Source organism: Rhodococcus sp. Chr-9, assembly GCF_000801125.1.
In the GTDB taxonomy this organism is placed as follows: domain Bacteria; phylum Actinomycetota; class Actinomycetes; order Mycobacteriales; family Mycobacteriaceae; genus Rhodococcus; species Rhodococcus pyridinivorans.
In genome coordinates this window covers 157,517-175,126 of record NZ_JTIZ01000131.1, presented here as the reverse complement: position 1 = coordinate 175,126, position 17,610 = coordinate 157,517, and the positions used below count along the sequence as shown (strand labels likewise).

The following is a 17,610-nucleotide window of genomic DNA, read 5'->3' as shown; positions in this document are numbered from 1 at the left end:
CTTTCGATATCGTAGATCCTGCAGTTCTCAGGTCAGGGTGAACGAGACCGGCGGCAGATCGTCGCGTCGGCACAGTCCGGTCTGATCCACGAGGTCGAGGGTGCGCAGATAACGCCGGACCAGATCGCCTGCCGAGAGCCCCGCATCCGATGCGGTGCGCAGGGCGGCGGCGAGTCCGTCCCCGCGTGCCCAGCGGTGGATCGCGGCGACGGCGATCGGATCCGGATCCGGCCCCACTTCCAGGCCGAGACGCTCTTCGCGTCCGGCGAGTTCGCTCCACAGCCGTGAGGTGGCGCGCAGCGCCTCGTCGATCGCCGGGGTGGTGCGTCCCGGGACTCCGACGGTGCGGCGCCGGGTCTCGCCCAGAGCGCTCGAGGCGACGGCGGCGAGCTCGGCCGGTGTCAGCCCCGACCACGCGCCCGTCCGCACGCATTCGGCGACGAGAAGGTCGTTCGCGCAGTAGATCCGGCCCAGACGACGACCGTCGTCGGTGACGTAGGCCGACCCGCCCATCGGGTCGCGGAGCAGATAACCCCGCTCCTCGAGCAGATCCAGTGTGCGATCGAAGGTCTCGACGAGGCGTCCGGTGACCGTGTCGATCTGCGACCGCATCCGTTCGGTGTCGCCGTGCACCGCGGCGCGTCGCGCAGAGAGGGCGAGGAGGCGCTCCCTATCGCCGCGTCGATGCGCAGGATGCGACCGCACCGCCCGTGCCAGCGACGTTACCAGCTCGGCCGAACCGGAGCGTCGTGCCTCGGCGAGCCGGTCGCACAAGTGCCGGTACTCGGTGAAGCCCTCGGCGTCCCCGAGTTCGGTGTCGAGATCACGCAGCGCCGTCGTGTTCGCGCGGACGGCGTCGGTGAGCGCCGCGACGGATCGTTCGGCCTGGAACTGGGCGAACGAGCGTCGCAGGAACTCGCGGGAGCCGGGGATGCCGCGACCGGCGACCAGGTTGACCGCGGTGTTGTAGCCGACGCGCAGCGAACTGTGGAGCGGGTACGAGCGTGCGCCGGCGAGGCCGGCGACGGTCGCGGGGGCGGCCTCGGGACTCCACAGCACGACGGCGTGGCCTTCGACATCGATGCCGCGCCGACCGGCGCGACCGGTGAGCTGGGTGTACTCGCCGGGGGAGAGGCGCACCGGTCCGTCGGCGGTGGGTTTGACGAGGCGTTCGAGGACGACGGTGCGCGCCGGCATGTTCACCCCCACGGCGAGGGTCTCAGTGGCGAACACGACCCGCACGAGACCGCGGGCGAACAACTCCTCGACGGTGTGACGGAAGGCCGGGATCAGACCGGCGTGGTGCGCGGCGAAACCGCGTTCGAGTCCTTCGAGCCACTCGGCGTGACCGACGGCGTCGAGATCTGCGGGCGGCAGCGCTGCGGTGTGCCGGTCGGCGACCGCGCGGATCTCGGCGACGTCGGCCGCCTCGGTGAGCCGAACCGACGATTCGAGGCATTCGGCGACGGCGCCGTCGCACCCGTTGCGGCTGAACCGGAACCAGATGGCCGGCAACAGTTGTTCGGCCTCGAGCCGGGCGACGACCTCGGGCAGGTCGGCACCGGCCGGTCCGGGTGCTCCGCGCGCACGTCGCCGTCGTCGTCCACGGCCGGTCGCGGGGCCGGGCGCGGCCTCGACGAGCTGGCGGTGGGCGATGTACCGCTCGAGGGTCTCGTCGACGGTGCCGGACGGGGACAACAGGTCGAACAGCCGCCCGCCGGCGAGCATGTGCTGGGTGAGCGGGACGGGCCGGGTCTCCTCGACGACGACCGCGAGGTCGCCACGGACGCCGCGCAGCCAGCCGCCGAACTCCTCGGCGTTGCTCACCGTGGCCGACAGGCTGGTCAGCCGCACGTCACCGGGAAGGGAGAGGATCGCTTCCTCCCACACCGCACCGCGCTCGCGGTCGGCGAGATAGTGCACCTCGTCCATGACGACGTGGGTGAGTCCGTGCAGGAGCGGGGAGCCGCCGTGCAGCATGCTGCGCAGCACTTCGGTGGTCATGACGACCACGGGCGCGTGCGGGTCCAGCGAGATGTCGCCGGTGAGCAGACCGACGCGGTCGTCGCCGAAGCGACGCGACAGGTCGAGGTACTTCTGGTTGCTCAGCGCCTTGATGGGGGTGGTGTAGAAGCAGCGTCCGCCCGCTGCGAGCGCGAGACGGGCGGCGAATTCACCGACGACGGTCTTGCCCGCCCCGGTGGGGGCGCACACCAGGACGTCGCGGTCGTCCTCGAGGGCTCGGCAGGCCTCGACCTGGAAGTCGTCGAGGGGGAAATCGAGTTCGGTCGCGAACAGCGCGAGCTGCGACCGGTCCTGCGTGCGCACGTGTCCACGCTACGGGTCGGCGCGGACATGTGCGCAGCGCAGGGTGACTCAGTCCTCCGTCACCTTCGAGGGTGACTCAGTCCTCCGTCACCTCGAGGGTGACGTCGATGTTGCCGCGGGTCGCGTTGGAGTACGGGCACACCTGATGGGCCTTCTCGGTGAGCTCGAGCGCCTGCTCGCGGGGGAGGTTCGGAAGAGTCACCTCGAGGGTGACGGCGAGACCGAATCCGCCGCCGTCGGTCGGGCCGATGCCGACGCGGGCGCCGACCGCGGAGTCGCTGACGTCCGCCTTCTCCTGTCGGGCGATCATCTGCAGTGCCGAGTGGAAGCACGCGGCGTACCCGGCGGCGAAGAGTTGTTCGGGGTTGGTGCCCTTGCCGCTGCCGCCCATCTCGGTGGGGATGGACAGGTCGAGGTCGAGCTTGCCGTCGCTGGTGCGGGCGTGGCCGTCGCGGCCTGCTCCGGTGGCGAGTGCTTCGGCGGTGTAGATGATGTTCACGATGTCCTGCCTTTCTTCGAGAGTGCGCCGGGTGCTTCCTGCAACGCGGCGGTCAGGCGGTGGAGCGTCTCGCGCAGCGCGACCAGTTCGTCGACGTCGAACCGGCTGTCCCGCGTCACGCAGCCGGGGATGTCCGTGGCCTCTGTCCGGAGTGCATCTCCCGCTTCGGTGAGGTGGACGACGACACGACGTTCGTCGGTCTGCTGCCGGCGTCGTTCGACGTATCCGGCGGCCTCGAGCCGTTTGAGCAGGGGGGAGAGTGTGCCTGTGTCGAGATCGAGCGAGTCGCACAGATCCTGCACGCCTCGCGCATCGCGTTCCCACAGCGCCAGGAGCACCAGGTACTGCGGGTAGGTGATGCCCAGCCGATCGAGATGTGGCCGATATGCGGCCGTGATGGTGCGGGAGGCGCGGTAGAGCGCGAAGCACACCTGCTGGTCGAGTTCGAGTGGAGACGGCACGGGAATGAATGTAGCGCCCCGTTTTGTTGTACACAACATTAATGGCCACAACTCGATACGTGTTCCGGATCACTTCCATGTGGGAATTGAGAGCGCTCTGGGCACGTTAGTTGAGTGAGAATGGCTCAAGTTCGACAGAAAGGCTTCGGAATGCCGGCATTCTTCGGGCCTGGTGACCCCGGCCGAATCGACATCACTCGTTTCATGAGCCGCGGTACCCAGGACCTCCTCGCCCACGCAGCGCGCTACGCCACCGACCGTGGTGACGCGGAACTCGACGTGCTGCACCTCCTCCGCGCGATGGCGGAGCAGGATCCGTCCCGCACGGTCATGACGCGCGCCGGAGCCGACCCCGCCGACGTCGCTGCCGCCGTCGACCAGCGGCTGCCGCAGAGCCGCCCCGGTGAGGCCGTCTCCGCACCCGCACTGACCGGTGCCGTGAAGACCGCACTCCTCGAAGCGCACCAGCTCTCGCGTGCGCTCGGCTCCACCTACATCGACCCCGAGCACCTGTTCTTCACGCTCGCGGCCGACCAGACCCGCGCTCCCGGACGCCTGCTGGCGTCCCTGGGCGTGACCCCGCAGGCGTTGCAGACCGCACTGCAGCCCACCCCCGCAGCTCCCGCCGCGGAGGAGACCCCGACGCCGACGCTCGACAAATTCGGCGTCGACCTCACCGAGCGGGCGCGCGGCGGCGGCATCGACCCCGTCATCGGCCGTACCGACGAGATCGAGCAGACGATCGAGATCCTCGCGCGACGCACCAAGAACAACCCGGTGCTCGTCGGTGAGGCCGGCGTCGGCAAGACCGCCATCGTCGAAGGACTCGCCCAGCGCATCGTCGACGGGGACGTCCCGGACATCCTGCAGGACAAGCGGATCGTCCAGCTCGACCTGACGGCGATGGTCGCCGGAACCCGATACCGGGGCGACTTCGAGGAACGTCTCACCACAGCGCTCGACGAGATCACCGCCCAGCAGGGCAAGATCATCGTCTTCATCGACGAGATCCACACCGTCGTCGGCGCAGGCGCCGGCAACGAGGGCGCGATGGACGCGGCGAACATCCTCAAGCCGAAGCTCGCCCGCGGTGAACTGCATGTCGTCGGTGCGACCACCCTCGACGAGTACCGCAAGCACATCGAGAAGGATCCGGCGCTCGAACGCCGTTTCCAGCCCGTCACGGTCGACGAGCCAGCACGCGACGACGCCGTCGCGATCCTGAAGGGTCTCGCCGATCGGTACGCCGAGTTCCACAAGGTCCGGTACACCGACGAAGCGCTCGAAGCGGCCGTCGACCTGTCGATGCGGTACCTGCCCGACCGGCACCTGCCGGACAAGGCGATCGACCTCGTCGACCAGGCCGGTGCACGACTGCGCCTGCGGGTGCCGCGCACCGACGTGACCGAACTGCGTTCGAGGCTGGACGAACTCGAAGCGGAGAAGGATCGCGCCGTCGAGGCCGAACAGTACGAGGATGCCTCGCGCATCCGCGACGAGATCCTTCGCGTCCAGGCTCGGATCGACGGTGGCGACAGCGAGGGCAACGGAGAGGGAACTCCGACCGTCGACCCGGAGCTGATCGCCGAGATCGTCTCGCGGGCCACCGGAGTCCCCGCATCGCGGATGACCCGCGCCGAGAAGGAGAGGCTGCGCACTCTCGAGGACGAGCTGCACAAGCGCGTCGTCGGACAGGACGAAGCCGTCCACGCCGTGGCACGTGCCGTGCGGCGCAGCCGCTCCGGCATGAGCGACCCGCGTCGTCCGGTGGGCAGCTTCCTGTTCCTCGGTCCCACCGGCGTCGGCAAGACCGAGCTCGCGAAGGCCCTCGCCGAGGTGCTCTTCGGTGACGAGCGCACCATGCTGCGCATCGATATGAGCGAGTTCGGCGAACGCCACACCGTGAGCCGTCTCGTCGGCGCCCCTCCCGGTTACGTCGGTTACGGCGAGGCCGGACAGCTCACCGAACAGGTGCGTCGCCACCCCTACTCGGTGGTGCTGCTCGACGAGATCGAGAAGGCGCACCCGGACGTGTTCAACACACTGCTGCAGGTCCTCGACGACGGTCGCCTCACCGACGGTGAGGGACGCACGGTGGACTTCACCAATACCGTCGTCATCATGACCAGCAACCTCGGTTCGGACATCATCTCGAGCCGCGGAGGCGCGCTCGGCTTCACCACCGGTGACGCCGAGGCGGCCGAGAAGCCGCTGCGTGACCGGGTCATGGGACGGCTGCGCGAATCGATGCGGCCGGAGTTCCTCAACCGCATCGACGAGATCGTGATGTTCCGCAAGCTCGACGACGACCAGCTGCACCGGATCACCGAGCTGCTGCTCGACGACAGCCGGAAGCGGCTGCAGAGCAGGGGGATCGACCTCGAGTTCACCGCCGACGCGGTGGCGTGGATCGCCCGCAACGGTCACCAGCCCGAGTTCGGTGCCCGTCCGTTGCGCCGCTCGATCTCCCGGGTGGTCGACGACCGCATCGCCGACATGCTGCTCGACGACGCGCTCGCCGAGGGCAACCGGGTCACGGCGGACGTCGTGGAAGACGAACTGCTGCTCCAGGTGAGCTGACCCGCACGACGAGGAAGGGGAGAGATGCCACGGCATCTCTCCCCTTCCCGCGTTCGGGGGGTGGTCAGCGGGCGGTGAGACGACGGATCGCCTCGAGCGGCAGATGAAGCCACGAGGGACGGTGCCGAGCCTCGTAGACCACCTCGTAGACCGCCTTGTCGAGCTCGTAACCACGCAGCAGGACGTCGGAGCCCCGTGGATCCGTGCCCGAGGCAGCTGCGTAGCCGTCGCAGAAGGCGGCACAGTTGCGTTCGGCCCACTCCCGGGCCCGGAACTCCCGCTGCGACTCCACCGCCGTGCCTTGTTCGGATTCACGGATCGAATGATGCGCGGCGTAGTCGAACGACCGCAGCATTCCCGCCACGTCCCGGAACGGACTGTCGGGCTTGCGGCGCTCCTCGAGCGACTTCGCGGGTTCGCCCTCGAAGTCGATGAGCAACCAGCGCTCGGGGGTACGCAGCACCTGCCCGAGATGCAGGTCGCCGTGGATGCGGTGCACCGGAACCTGACCCAGCGCCGCAACCTCATCGAACCGGGCCCGGACCGCGTCGGTGAGTTCGGCGAGCTCGGGGACCTCGGCCGCCGCACCCTCGAGCCGGCGGATCATGCCCTCGGCCAGTTCGGCGGCGGCGCGCTCGTCGGTGCCGAGCGCGGAGCCGAGATGGGCGTGCACATCCGCGACGGCCGCACCGATGCGATGGGATTCCCCGGCGAAGTCGGTGCCCACCTCGTCGGCGCGCAGGTCTCCTTCCAGGAGCAGGTCCCGGACACTGCCGAGTGCCATCGACCAGCCGTCGGCCGAGTTCGCCGCGAAGTCCTGCACCATCGCCAGCGTGGTGCGGACCCCGTCGACCTCCGCTTCGATCCATGCCCGGATCGGGGCGATCGACCGACATCCGTCCTCGCCGAGCGCGAGCGGCAGTTCGACGTCCGGATTGATGCCGAGCGTGAGCCGACGAAACATCTTGAGCAGCAACTTCTCTCCGAGGACCACGGAGGTGTTGGACTGCTCCGCGCTCAGCGCACGCCCACGCAGGCCCGGTTCGATGACCGCACCCGGCACGGTGTGGAGATCCACCGGGCCGGCGGGGGTGCCGCTCGCCAGATTGCGCGAATACCGGTCGAGGATCTCCTGATCGCGGAGGCCGTCGTAGACGTGCAGGCCGTGGTCGTGGGAGTCGTCGGGGCCGACCACGCTCCACGACTGCAGTTCCTCGGGGAGATGGGAACGGAAACCGAGGGGCACTTGATAGATCTGGTCCGCGGTCGAGTCGAACGAGACCTTCACGATCAGATGGTCGGCCCCGAAACCGGACTCCTCCACGAGCGGATGACGCAGGACGACACCGATCCCGGTGATGGTGTGGCCCTTGGCCGCGAACCATCGCTGGTGCGGCATCCATTCGCGCAGATCCTCGACGAGCCGTTCGTCCGGGTAGAGCTCGTTGTTGGTCGTCACGGCTGCACCGCCGCTTCCGCTTCGCTGCTCACCGGGTGTTCGCCCGGTCCCTCCTTGGACGGATCGGGTTGCAGCGCGAACCAGAAGAATCCGTGACCGGGCAGGGTGATCATGTAACCCTCCTCCGTGATCGTCGGGAACGGGACGGACCCGGTCAGCTCCACCGGGATCCACCCGGCGAAGCGCGACAGATCGAGGACGACCGCCTGCGGATAGCGCGACAGGTTGTTCACGCACAGGATGACGTCGCTGTAGTTGCGTTCCGGGCCGGGCGACATCTCGCGCAGATAGGACAGGATCGCGGGATTCGCGCTGCCGAGTTCGGTGAACGAGGCCTCACCGAAGGCCGGATGCTGCTTGCGGACCTGGATCATCCGCCGCGTCCAGTGCAACAGCGAGTTCGTCGAGTTCATCTGCGATTCGACGTTCACCGCCTGGTACCCGTAGGTGGGATCCATGATCACCGGCAGGTACAACCGGCCCGGATCGGCGCGGGAGAAGCCCGCGTTGCGGTCGGGGGTCCACTGCATCGGGGTCCGCACCGCGTCGCGGTCGCCGAGCCAGATGTTGTCGCCCATGCCGATCTCGTCGCCGTAGTACAGGACGGGGGAGCCCGGCAGGCTCAGCAACAGAGCGGTGAAGAGCTCGAGCTGGTTGCGGTCGTTCTCCAGCAACGGCGCCAGACGACGGCGGATGCCGATGTTCGCGCGCATCCGCGGGTCGGTGACGTACTCGGCGTACATGTAGTCGCGTTCCTCGTCCGTCACCATCTCGAGGGTCAGCTCGTCGTGGTTGCGGAGGAAGATGCCCCACTGGGCGGTCTTCGGGATCGGCGGGGTCTGGGCGAGGATCTCCGAGATCGGGAAACGGTTCTGTCGCCGCACCGCCATGAAGATGCGCGGCATCAGCGGGAAGTGGAAAGCCATGTGGCACTCGTCGCCGATCTCGGGCTCGCCGAAGTACTCGACGACGTCGGTGGGCCACTGGTTCGCCTCTGCCAGCATCACCCGGCCGGGATATTCGGCATCCATCACCGCACGGCACTTCTTGAGGAAGGCGTGCGTCTCGGGGAGGTTCTCGCAGTTGGTCCCTTCCCGTTCGAAGAGATAGGGGACCGCGTCGAGGCGGAACCCGTCGATGCCGAGATCGAGCCAGAACCGCAGGACGTCGAGCATCGCGTCCTGTACTTCGGGGTTGTCGTAGTTCAGGTCGGGCTGGTGCGAGAAGAACCGGTGCCAGTAGTACTGCTTGCGCACCGGATCCCACGTCCAGTTGGACGTCTCGGTGTCGACGAAGATGATGCGGGCTTCCTGGTATCGGTCGTCGACATCCGACCACACGTAGAAGTCGCCGTACGGCCCGTCGGGGTCGCTCCGGGATTCCTGGAACCACGCGTGCGTGTCGGACGTGTGGTTCATGACGAGGTCGGTGATGACGCGGATACCGCGTTTGTGCGCCTCGTCGAGGAAGGTGACGAAGTCCTCGACCGTGCCGAATTCCGGTAACACCGCCCGGAAGTCGCGGATGTCGTAGCCGCCGTCGCGGAGCGGTGAATCGTAGAAGGGCGGCAGCCAGATGCAGTCGGCGCCGAGCCACGCGATGTAGTCGAGTTTCTCGGTCAGCCCCCGCAGGTCGCCGGTGCCGTCGTTGTTCGAGTCGTTGAAAGCGCGGGCGAGAACCTCGTAGAACACCGCGGTCTTGAACCAGTCCGGGTCGACGGGCAGGCTGCGCGCATGGGCGAAGTCCTCCGCCCGGCTCTCGACGAGATGACCGTCTTCGGTGTGTTCGTATTCGGGTACTCGGTCGGACGGATCCGGCATGGCACCTCCGTGCTCGTCGCGTCGCAGGATGGACTCGCCCCAGAATGCCCCGGCGGACGGATTTCCACACCCGGACAGGACGGAACGCTATGTGAGTGCACGTGTGCGCCGATAGATTGGCGGGCATGACTGCGAACCGGCCCGAAGGGCGGGTGGCCGAGCTGTGCACCCGCATGCGTTCGTTCATCGACGACGAGGTGATTCCTCTCGAACCCGTCCTGAGCCGTCACGACGACAAGGCCGCCGAGGCGCTCGTCGGGCTGAAGGCCAGGGCGAAGGAACTCGGGCTGTGGGCTCTGGGGCATCCCGAGGAGATGGGAGGGGGCGGGGTTCCCTTCCTCGACTTCGTCTACCTCAACGAGATCATCGGCCGCTCCGAGTACGGTCAGCTCGCGGTGGGATCGGTGTCCATGCAGGACGCCCTGATGATCCAGCGGCACGGCACCGCCGAACAACGCGAGCGCTGGATCCCAGGGCTCGTCTCCGGCGACATCCTGCCCTCTGTCGGCATGACCGAGCCGGAGGTGGCGGGATCCGACCCCGTGCTCGTGCAGACCACCGCCCGGCTCGAGAACGGCGAATGGGTGATCGACGGGCACAAGTGGTTCACCACCGGCGCCGCGCAGGCCGGCTACTGCACGGTCTTCGCCCGGACCGAACCCGAGTCGACTCCGCTGCACCGCAGCATCAGCGCGATCATCGTGCCCATCGACACCCCCGGACTCGAGATCGTGCGGGCGATCCCCACGATGGGGCACGACCCGAGCGATCACTACGAGGTGCGGTACGACGGTGCGCGCGTTCCCGAGGAGAACGTGCTCGGTGAACGCGGCAACGGCTTCGTCGTCGCGCAGGACCGGCTCGGGCCGGGACGGATCTTCCACTGCATGCGGTGGCTCGGGCAGGCCCAACGGGCCTTCGAACTCATGTGTGCGCGCGCCAACTCCCGCTTCGCCCACGGATCGCTGCTCGCCGAGAAGGGTGAGATCCAGCGCTACATCGCCGAATCCGCCGCCGACATCCAGGCCGCCCGTCTGATGACGCTGGACGCCGCGCGGGTGATGGATGCGGGGGAGGACGCCCGGGTCCGGATCGGGCTCATCAAGTTCCGCGGCGCGCAGATGCTGCACGATGTCGTCGACCGTGCGATCCAGGTGTACGGGGCGCTCGGTCTCACCGCCGACACGCCGCTCGAGGGGATGTACCGGCGGGCGCGCTACGCCCGTATCTACGACGGCCCCGACGAGGTGCACCGGATGTCCACGGCACGGCGGATGCTGCGCGACCCGGAACGCGTGCCGTGGCGGTAGACCGCCGGCCGCTCGTGACCAATGCGACCTGCTCTTCGCGCTAGGGTTCTTCGGCACGCCGGGAGGTCGATGCAAGTATGTGGCGTGGCATCGGGGGAGGTCGGCAACAGGGAGCGGTCGAGCGGCGCGCGGTCCGAAGGGTGATCTCATGGAACGCTTCGCGGTGGGTGCCGACGATGCGTTCGTCCTGCTCCGGAAGTTGTCCGAGGAACGCAACGTGCCCCTGCGACGGATCGCGGGGCACGTGGTCGACGCGGGCGGTGAGGTATCTATGCCAGTTCGGGTGGGAAGCCTCCCGTGGCCACCGGGCTCCAGCGGGTCGGGGTGATCCGGATCAGCGACTTGCGCTGATCGCGCATGGCCTGCCGGTACTCGTCCCAGTCCGAATGTTCCCCGGCGATGTTGCGGAAGTACTCGACGAGCGGTTCGACGTCGTCGTGGGCATCGATCACCTCCGCGGTTCCGTCGACCTGCACCCACGCGTCGTTCCAGTCGTCGGACAGCACGACGACACCGACCTCGGGCCGGCTGCGGGCGTTGCGGGTCTTGGCGCGCCGGGGATAGGTCGCGATCACGATGCGTCCGCGGTCGTCGACGCCGCCGGTGACGGGGGATGCCTGCGGTGTGCCGTCGTCGCGTTGCGTCATGAGGATCATTCGGTGCCGGGGCCGGACGAAGTCCAGCAGTTCCTGCAGGCCGACTGCGGTGTTGGTGGCGATCTTGCGGGCCATTCACGTTCTCCTGTTCCGAAGGGTCACGACTCGAGGAGCGCCGCGAGTCGCGCGAGGTCCTCTTCCACCATGCGCGTGTCGCGGTCGAACTCGTCGTCGGTCAGTTCGATCTGCCGGACGGTGAGGACGACTTCGGCACCGTCCGGATGGGGGAGTACCCGCATCGGGTTGTGCACCGTCGTACCCGACGGCAGTGTCACCTCGTGGTCGAGCACCCCGTAATCGTTGGCGCCGACGAACCGCACGGTGACCTCGCCCATCGGGGAGTCCGCGACGAGGGCGTCGCCGATCCGCCGCACCTCGCTTTGTGCCAGACCGGCCGCCCACTTCGGCAGGTTGTCGGGATCCGCGGCGAATTCGTAGACCCGGCGCGGTGGGCATCGGACGACCCGAGCGACATGGCGGCTGCGGACGACGTGCGTGCTCATGCTCGCCACATTAGAAGTTCGGGAGGTCGATCGCCGCCGGAATGTGGGAGTTCCTGAAGCGCAACGTCTTCGGAGCGACGGCGTTCAGCCGGTACCCGGATCGGCGCGGCCCCCTTCGTCACCTTCTCGGTACTCCTCGCCGTCTTCGTCTTCGTCTTCCTCGCCCTCGGAGCGCTACTGGAGCAGACCGGTCCGACGAGGGTCGGGGGTTATTTCGGGCTCGCCGCTGCCGCCGGCGCCTGGTACACCTCCGCTGCAGGGGTGCTGAGCACGACCTTCGGGCGTGTCGTCCTGCCCACGGGCCCACGCTGACGGGGCACCTCTTCGTTCCCGTGCGGGGGCGATTTGACAGGCGCATCGGCCTTCCTGGTACAGTCCGGGGCTATGCAGCGTGCATATTTCTGGTTTAGCAGGCCGGCCCGGGGTGGGTCGGTCGGCGTGACCGCGCGCTGACTTCTTCACCTACGAGCCGGATCCAGACCGGCTCGTCGGAATCTCAGGTTCTCTCGGGTCGGAATCCGAACCACCGAGAACAGGAACCATCGATGAGCCCCAGCACCGGAACCGCGACCACCGGAATCTCCACGTCGAATCTCGACGAACAGCGCACCGTCAAGGTCAGCCCTCTCGTCGCACCCTCCGAGATCCGTGCCGAGTACGCACCCGACGCCGTCGTCGCAGCGACCGTCCGTTCGGGCCGCGCCGGCACCGTCGACATCCTGAACGGCACCGACGACCGTCTCGTCGTCGTGGTCGGCCCCTGCTCCGTGCACGACCCCGCCGCTGCGATGGACTACGCGCGCCGTCTGGCCGCCAAGGCCGAGGAGCTGCGCGACGACCTGCACGTCGTGATGCGTGTGTACTTCGAGAAGCCGCGCACCACGCTCGGGTGGAAGGGCCTGCTCAACGACCCGCACCTCGACGGCACCTTCGATATCAACACCGGTCTGAGCATCGGCCGTAAGCTGCTGCTCGACGTCTCCGGTCTCGGCCTGCCCGTCGGCTGCGAGTTCCTCGACCCGATCCTTCCGCAGTACTACGCCGACCTGGTCACCTACGGAGCCATCGGCGCCCGCACCGCCGCGAGTCAGGTTCACCGCCAGCTGTGCAGCGCGCTGTCCATGCCCGTCGGCATCAAGAACTCCACCGAAGGTGACGTGCAGGTCGCGGTCGACGGCACCCGTGCCGCAGCGGCCAGCCACGTCTTCCCCGGCACCGACCTCGACGGTCAGGCCGCGCTGATCGAGACCGTAGGCAACCCGGACTGCCACGTCATCCTGCGCGGTGGCAGCGCGGGGCCGAACTACGACGCCGAGACCGTGGCCGACACGATGGCCCGCCTGCGCAAGGCCGGTCTGCCCGAGCGTGTCGTCATCGACGCAAGCCACGGCAACAGCCGCAAGGACCACAACAAGCAGGTCGACGTCGTCACCGATGTCGCCGAGCGCATCGAGGCCGGCGAGAAGGGCATAGTCGGACTGATGCTCGAGAGCTTCATCGAGGCGGGACGTCAGGACCTGACCCTCGGCGAGGCCGACAAGCTCGACTACGGCAAGTCGATCACCGACGCGTGCATCGACTGGGACACCACCGCCGCGCAGCTCGACCGCCTCGCGCAGGCCGTGCGCACCCGTCGCGGCTGAACCGTCTGCGGCGCGAAGGGTCGGCGGAGTCGTCAGCGATGACGAACCGCCGGCCCTCGTCGGTTCGGTAGCGTCGTTTCCATGACTACGAACAGGTTGTCGATCGTCGTGCCGGCCCACAACGAGGAGCGTTACATCGCGAAATGCCTTGCGGCGCTGCTCGCCCAGAAGTCGGAGATCCACGAAATCCTGGTCGTTGACAACAATTCGACCGATCGCACTGCGCAGATCATCGAAGCCATCGCCGCCGGCGAGCCCCTCGTGCGACGGATCGTCGAGCCAAGACCGGGTGTCGCATTCGCGCGCAATGCCGGATACGACGCGGCCACAGGAGATCTCATCGGACGGATCGATGCGGACACGCGGGTTCGTCCCGATTGGGCGCACACCGTCCGCAGTTTTTTCGCCCGCGACGACACCGCCGAGGTGGGAGCGATCAGCGGACTCAGCAACTCCTACGATTCCCCCTACCGCAGGCTCAAACAGTGGTACATCGACAAACGGGTCGCGCAAGGAACATTCGGCGGGGAACGGCGGATCGACAATCTGCACGGCGCGAACATGGCACTGCGACGCTCGGCGTGGGAGCGTGTCCGGGAGGTCGTCAGTACGGACCCGAGAATCCACGAGGATCTGGATCTGGCACTGTGTCTGCGTGAGGTGGACATCGAGATCGCCCAGCTGACCGATCTGTACGCCGATCTGTCGCCGCGTCGGGCCTACACCCCGCCCCGTGAGTACGCGGCCTATATCCAGTCGGGAATCGACACCTTCGAACTGCACGGCCGCCTGACGCCGGAGATCCTCAGGCTCATCCGTCTACAGTCACGTCTCCACGTTCTCGTGTATGCGGCATACCGGCCCTACGACCCCGACCTGGGCAGATTCACCCTCCGGCGAGCGATCTTCGGCTCCGGCGGACGTGCGATGCCGATCGACACGAAGGGCCGCACGCCGTCCCCCTGACGACGGGTGGCCGGGACGCCGCAGGACCGTCCCGGCCATCATCGTGGGATCTTCTCACCTCAGGTCACCTCAGCGGCGTGAAATCGCGGCTGCCGAGATAGGGAGGACGCGGCCTCGAGGCGGCGAACGGCTCGACGAGCGTGTTCTCGACGCTGTTGAACACGACGAACAGATTCGAGCGCGGGAACGGAGTGATGTTCCCGTTGGAACCGTGCATGCAGTTCGAATCGAAGACCGTCGCCGACCCCGCCGGGCCGGTGAAGGTCGCGATACCGTGCTCGGCGGCCAAACGGGTGAGGGTGTCCTCGTCGGGCGAACCTGTCGGCGGAACGTGGGTGACCAGCGACTCCCGGTAGTAGTCGTCGGGCGTCTCACCGGCACACGAAACATACGTCTTGTGCGAACCCGGCATGATCATCAGACCGCCGTTGTAGCCGTAATTCTCGGTGAGGGCGATCGAGATGCTCAGAGCACGCGGCTTGGGCATGCCGTCCTCTGCGTGCCACGTCTCGAAGTCCGAATGCCAGTAGAACGGTCCACCGCGGAAGCCGGGCTTGACGTTGAGCCGCGACTGGTGGACGTACACCTCGGATCCCAGCAGTTGCCGTGCGATTCCGGCGATTTCGGGCCTGCGGACGATCGAGTCCACAAGATCGCTGAGCCGGTGCACGTCGAAGACCGAGCGGACGTCGCCGCTGCCCTTTTCGCGGACCACACGGTCGTCGTCGCCGAGTTCCCGGCCGAGTCGTGAGGTCTCCTCCAGAAGGTTCCCGACGTCGTGGGCGGCGAGAAGTCCTTCGGCGGTGTGGAACCCGCGGCGGTCGTACTCGATCACGGCCTCGGCGTCGAGCGGCCCGCCGGCAGCCGAACCCCAGACGACGGGATCCTTCCTCTCGACGGACTCGCAGGCGGTGCGACCGCGGGTCGGATAGTCGTCGCGAACGGTCGTGCGCATAGCTCGTAGATCACCCTCTCGAAAGTCGATGACGGTTCGCTTTCGACGTTCCCACTGAAAATGCAGGAATGCAAGCCGGGCCCCGACATGTCCGCGTACCGACTCCTCGCCCATAACTCCTGGTCGAATCGAGTTTCGTTCCGGAACCGGCCGGGTATCCGGCGGCGTCGCGACGGTCGGCAGCCGATGCGCGTCAGCGGTGCTCTCGGTATGCGCGAGGGGTGTTTCCGGTCCACCTCTTGAACGCACGGCGGAAGGCGCTCGGCTCGGAGAAACCGAGCCGGGACGACAGATCGTCGACCGCTTCACCGCGTCTCAGGCCCGCGATCGCGAGGTCGCGGAGGACCTCCTCGCGCAACTGCCCCAGCGACGTGCCCTCCTGGCGGAGCAGGCGTCGCAGATGGGGAGGGCTCACCGCGAGCCTGCCGGCGATGTCCTCGGCGGTCGCCGTCCGGCCGTCGATGCCCGATTCGAAGATCCGCCGCACCTGGGACGACACCGTCGACTCGTATTCACGTTCGGAGAGAATGAGATTCGGAGAATCCCGCAGGTACTCCTCGAGTGATTCCTCGGTCTGCACGAGTGGCGACTTCAGTGCAGCATTGTCGATCTCGAGCGCGGCCCGCCCCGCACCGAAGGTCACCGGCACGCCGAAGATCGCGTCGTAACTGCGGGCCAGGACGGGATCGGGTTCGGTGTACGGCAGGAACACCGACCCGAGGGGGACACGCCCACCCACCAGCCACGCGGCGAAGCGGTGCAGCAGCATGAGAAGGAAATCCACCACCACGCGGGTCTTGTCGTCCACGACCTCCGGCAGTTCCACGTCCAGGAAGGTGGTGGACGCACCCGGGGTCAGGCTCAACTGCGGCAGGGACCGGATGACATGGTTCACCTCGATCATCCGTTGCAGAGCGTGGTCGAGATCGGGTCGGTGGATGAGGGTCAGGCACATAACCCGGAAGGTGCCGCGGGGCACGGGAGCCGCTGCGATGCCGAAGAGTTCGTCGTCGGTGATCTGCCAGACCACCTGCGTGAAACGACTGACCTGGGCGGGCGTGAGCCGGGCATGGGGATGGGTGAGCACCGCGCGGCTGATGCGTGCTGCCTCGAGGGCCGGTTGCAGATCGATGCCCTCCTCGGCTCCCACCTGTACCGCTCGCGACACGAAGTCCGACGGGATGGTCGGTCGCAACATCTAGCGCGCCTCCTGCAATCCGTTCAGACGTGCCACCGCTTCGGTGAGCACCTCGTCCCGTTTGCAGAACGCGAAGCGCACCAGATGGTTCCATGACGCGGTGTCGTCCACGAAGACGCTCACCGGTACCGCGGCCACCCCGATGCGGCCCGGAAGTTCCCGGCAGAAGGCCACCGCGTCGGTCCGGCCGAGGGGTGTCAGATCGGCGCACACGAAATACGTTCCGGCGGAGTCGAACACTTTCAGGCCGGCCTCGGAGAGTGCGTGGGACAGGAACGTTCGCTTGCGCTCGAGGTCGGCGCGCATCGACGCGATCCATTCCTGTTCGTGCGTCAACGCATGTGCGACCGCCGGTTGGAAGGGCGCCCCACCGACGAACGTCATGAACTGTTTCGCGGCGCGCACCCCGTCGATCAGCTCGCGCGGGCCCATCGCCCACCCGATCTTCCATCCGGTGACGTTGAAGGTCTTGGCGGCACTCGAGACCGTGATCGTCCGTTCGGCCATGCCGGGCAACGATGCGAGCGGGATGTGCGTGCGGCCGTCGAAGACCAGATGCTCGTACACCTCGTCGGACAGCACCAGCAGTTCGCGTTCGCAGGCGAGCTCGGCCAGGGCGGTCAGCGCTTCACGGTCGTAGACGGTGCCGGTGGGATTGTGCGGGCTGTTGACGACCAGCATCCGTGTCCGGTCGGTGACGGCGGCGCGCAGGGCGTCGACGTCGAGCACGAAACCGTTCCCGGAACGGGTCAGCGGCACGGTCCGTCGCGTCGCGCCGGCGAGCGCCACCGAGGCCGCATACGAGTCGTAGTACGGCTCCGTGAGGAGCACCTCCTCTCCGGGTTCGACGAGCCCGAGGATGGCGGCGCTGATCGCCTCGGTGGCACCGACGGTGACGAGCACCTCGGATTCGGGGTCGTGGTGCAGGCCGTACCGTGCGGCACGGTCGGCGGCGATCGCCTCGCGCAGGACCGGCATGCCGGACCCGGGCGGGTACTGGTTGACCCCCTCGGTGATGGCGCGGCGGGCGATCTCGAGCATTGCGGGCGGGCCGTCGACGTCGGGAAATCCCTGCCCGAGGTTGATCGCGCCGTGCCGGACGGCGAGTTCGGTCATCTCGGCGAAGATCGTCGAGGCGAACGGTCGTAACCGGGAGACCGTACGAACTCGTCCCGAAGTCGTCGAATCAGCCATTCCTGCAGCGTAGCGCCCGCGGTGTCACATCCGTGAGG

General features: G+C 67.7%; 16 protein-coding genes. 6 read left to right on the top strand and 10 right to left on the bottom strand.

Features of this window, described 5'->3' with window-relative positions; translation table 11 throughout:
• Positions 1 to 27: 27 nt before the first annotated feature.
• From QR64_RS23930 to QR64_RS23920, 3 genes are all read right to left on the bottom strand, one after another.
• The gene (locus tag QR64_RS23930) at positions 28 to 2,328 is read right to left on the bottom strand and encodes a DEAD/DEAH box helicase (RefSeq protein WP_039587634.1); all 2,301 of its coding nucleotides are present in this window, start codon (positions 2,326 to 2,328) and stop codon (positions 28 to 30) included.
• Between the two features lie 76 nt (positions 2,329 to 2,404).
• Complete coding sequence (locus QR64_RS23925) at positions 2,405 to 2,827, bottom strand: organic hydroperoxide resistance protein (protein ID WP_006551727.1); 423 nt, start codon at positions 2,825 to 2,827, stop codon at positions 2,405 to 2,407.
• Positions 2,824 to 3,288, bottom strand: coding sequence for a MarR family winged helix-turn-helix transcriptional regulator (locus tag QR64_RS23920; RefSeq protein WP_006551726.1), 465 nt, complete (start codon positions 3,286 to 3,288; stop codon positions 2,824 to 2,826). The genes QR64_RS23925 and QR64_RS23920 overlap by 4 nt, the downstream gene beginning before the upstream one ends.
• A 150-nt stretch (positions 3,289 to 3,438) precedes the next feature.
• On the opposite strand from QR64_RS23920, the gene QR64_RS23915 reads away from it, so the two are divergent.
• Positions 3,439 to 5,868, top strand: coding sequence for an ATP-dependent Clp protease ATP-binding subunit (locus QR64_RS23915; RefSeq protein ID WP_039587633.1), 2,430 nt, complete (start codon positions 3,439 to 3,441; stop codon positions 5,866 to 5,868).
• A gap of 64 nt (positions 5,869 to 5,932) precedes the next feature.
• On the opposite strand, the gene QR64_RS23910 is transcribed toward QR64_RS23915, so the two are convergent.
• Together QR64_RS23910 and treS are read right to left on the bottom strand one after the other, a co-directional pair.
• On the bottom strand, positions 5,933 to 7,267 hold the full coding sequence (locus QR64_RS23910) for a maltokinase N-terminal cap-like domain-containing protein (RefSeq protein ID WP_228045099.1): 1,335 nt from the start codon (positions 7,265 to 7,267) through the stop codon (positions 5,933 to 5,935).
• A gap of 56 nt (positions 7,268 to 7,323) precedes the next feature.
• Positions 7,324 to 9,147 carry a maltose alpha-D-glucosyltransferase gene (treS, locus tag QR64_RS23905; protein ID WP_033096804.1) on the bottom strand — a complete coding sequence of 608 codons (1,824 nt, stop codon included), beginning with the start codon at positions 9,145 to 9,147 and terminating at the stop codon, positions 7,324 to 7,326.
• Between the two features lie 125 nt (positions 9,148 to 9,272).
• Between treS and QR64_RS23900 the strand changes: the two genes are divergently transcribed.
• Entirely contained in the window at positions 9,273 to 10,457 is a 1,185-nt protein-coding gene (locus tag QR64_RS23900; protein ID WP_183079167.1) for an acyl-CoA dehydrogenase family protein, read from the top strand.
• 148 nt (positions 10,458 to 10,605) lie between these two features.
• A complete protein-coding gene (locus tag QR64_RS28500) occupies positions 10,606 to 10,785 on the top strand; it encodes an ANTAR domain-containing protein (protein ID WP_228044897.1) in 180 nt (59 codons plus the stop codon).
• Here QR64_RS28500 and QR64_RS23895 read toward each other — a convergent pair.
• A complete protein-coding gene (locus tag QR64_RS23895; protein WP_006551722.1) occupies positions 10,727 to 11,188 on the bottom strand; it encodes a PPOX class F420-dependent oxidoreductase in 462 nt (153 codons plus the stop codon). The genes QR64_RS28500 and QR64_RS23895 overlap by 59 nt on opposite strands.
• Positions 11,189 to 11,211: 23 nt before the next feature.
• Positions 11,212 to 11,616 (bottom strand): SRPBCC family protein, encoded by a 405-nt coding sequence (locus tag QR64_RS23890; protein WP_024103059.1) that lies wholly within the window; start codon positions 11,614 to 11,616, stop codon positions 11,212 to 11,214.
• A gap of 99 nt (positions 11,617 to 11,715) precedes the next feature.
• Here QR64_RS23890 and QR64_RS28960 point away from each other — a divergent pair, with 99 nt between their 5' ends.
• From QR64_RS28960 to QR64_RS23880, 3 genes are all read left to right on the top strand, one after another.
• Complete coding sequence (locus tag QR64_RS28960) at positions 11,716 to 11,928, top strand: GPR1/FUN34/YaaH family transporter (RefSeq protein WP_081263361.1); 213 nt, start codon at positions 11,716 to 11,718, stop codon at positions 11,926 to 11,928.
• Positions 11,929 to 12,161: 233 nt separating this feature from the next.
• Entirely contained in the window at positions 12,162 to 13,259 is a 1,098-nt protein-coding gene (locus tag QR64_RS23885) for a 3-deoxy-7-phosphoheptulonate synthase (protein ID WP_039587629.1), read from the top strand.
• Positions 13,260 to 13,340: 81 nt separating this feature from the next.
• On the top strand, positions 13,341 to 14,225 hold the full coding sequence (locus tag QR64_RS23880; protein WP_039587627.1) for a glycosyltransferase family 2 protein: 885 nt from the start codon (positions 13,341 to 13,343) through the stop codon (positions 14,223 to 14,225).
• A gap of 64 nt (positions 14,226 to 14,289) precedes the next feature.
• Here QR64_RS23880 and thpD read toward each other — a convergent pair whose 3' ends face one another.
• From thpD to QR64_RS23865, 3 genes are all read right to left on the bottom strand, one after another.
• The gene (gene thpD, locus QR64_RS23875; protein ID WP_006551718.1) at positions 14,290 to 15,180 is read right to left on the bottom strand and encodes an ectoine hydroxylase; all 891 of its coding nucleotides are present in this window, start codon (positions 15,178 to 15,180) and stop codon (positions 14,290 to 14,292) included.
• A gap of 193 nt (positions 15,181 to 15,373) precedes the next feature.
• A complete protein-coding gene (locus tag QR64_RS23870) occupies positions 15,374 to 16,378 on the bottom strand; it encodes an AraC family transcriptional regulator (protein WP_006551717.1) in 1,005 nt (334 codons plus the stop codon).
• A complete protein-coding gene (locus tag QR64_RS23865; protein ID WP_037217059.1) occupies positions 16,379 to 17,572 on the bottom strand; it encodes a pyridoxal phosphate-dependent aminotransferase in 1,194 nt (397 codons plus the stop codon).
• Between the last annotated feature and the right edge of the window lie 38 nt (positions 17,573 to 17,610).

Coding starts and splice junctions, on each gene's coding strand:
- QR64_RS28500 (WP_228044897.1), top strand. CDS start 10,606: ATGGAACGCTTCGCGGTGGGTGCCGACGATGCGTTCGTCCTGCTCCGG.
- thpD (WP_006551718.1), bottom strand. CDS start 15,180: ATGCGCACGACCGTTCGCGACGACTATCCGACCCGCGGTCGCACCGCC.
- QR64_RS23895 (WP_006551722.1), bottom strand. CDS start 11,188: ATGGCCCGCAAGATCGCCACCAACACCGCAGTCGGCCTGCAGGAACTG.
- QR64_RS23885 (WP_039587629.1), top strand. CDS start 12,162: ATGAGCCCCAGCACCGGAACCGCGACCACCGGAATCTCCACGTCGAAT.
- QR64_RS23865 (WP_037217059.1), bottom strand. CDS start 17,572: ATGGCTGATTCGACGACTTCGGGACGAGTTCGTACGGTCTCCCGGTTA.
- treS (WP_033096804.1), bottom strand. CDS start 9,147: ATGCCGGATCCGTCCGACCGAGTACCCGAATACGAACACACCGAAGAC.
- QR64_RS23880 (WP_039587627.1), top strand. CDS start 13,341: ATGACTACGAACAGGTTGTCGATCGTCGTGCCGGCCCACAACGAGGAG.
- QR64_RS23890 (WP_024103059.1), bottom strand. CDS start 11,616: ATGAGCACGCACGTCGTCCGCAGCCGCCATGTCGCTCGGGTCGTCCGA.
- QR64_RS23910 (WP_228045099.1), bottom strand. CDS start 7,267: ATGCCGCACCAGCGATGGTTCGCGGCCAAGGGCCACACCATCACCGGG.
- QR64_RS23900 (WP_183079167.1), top strand. CDS start 9,273: ATGACTGCGAACCGGCCCGAAGGGCGGGTGGCCGAGCTGTGCACCCGC.
- QR64_RS23915 (WP_039587633.1), top strand. CDS start 3,439: ATGCCGGCATTCTTCGGGCCTGGTGACCCCGGCCGAATCGACATCACT.
- QR64_RS23870 (WP_006551717.1), bottom strand. CDS start 16,378: ATGTTGCGACCGACCATCCCGTCGGACTTCGTGTCGCGAGCGGTACAG.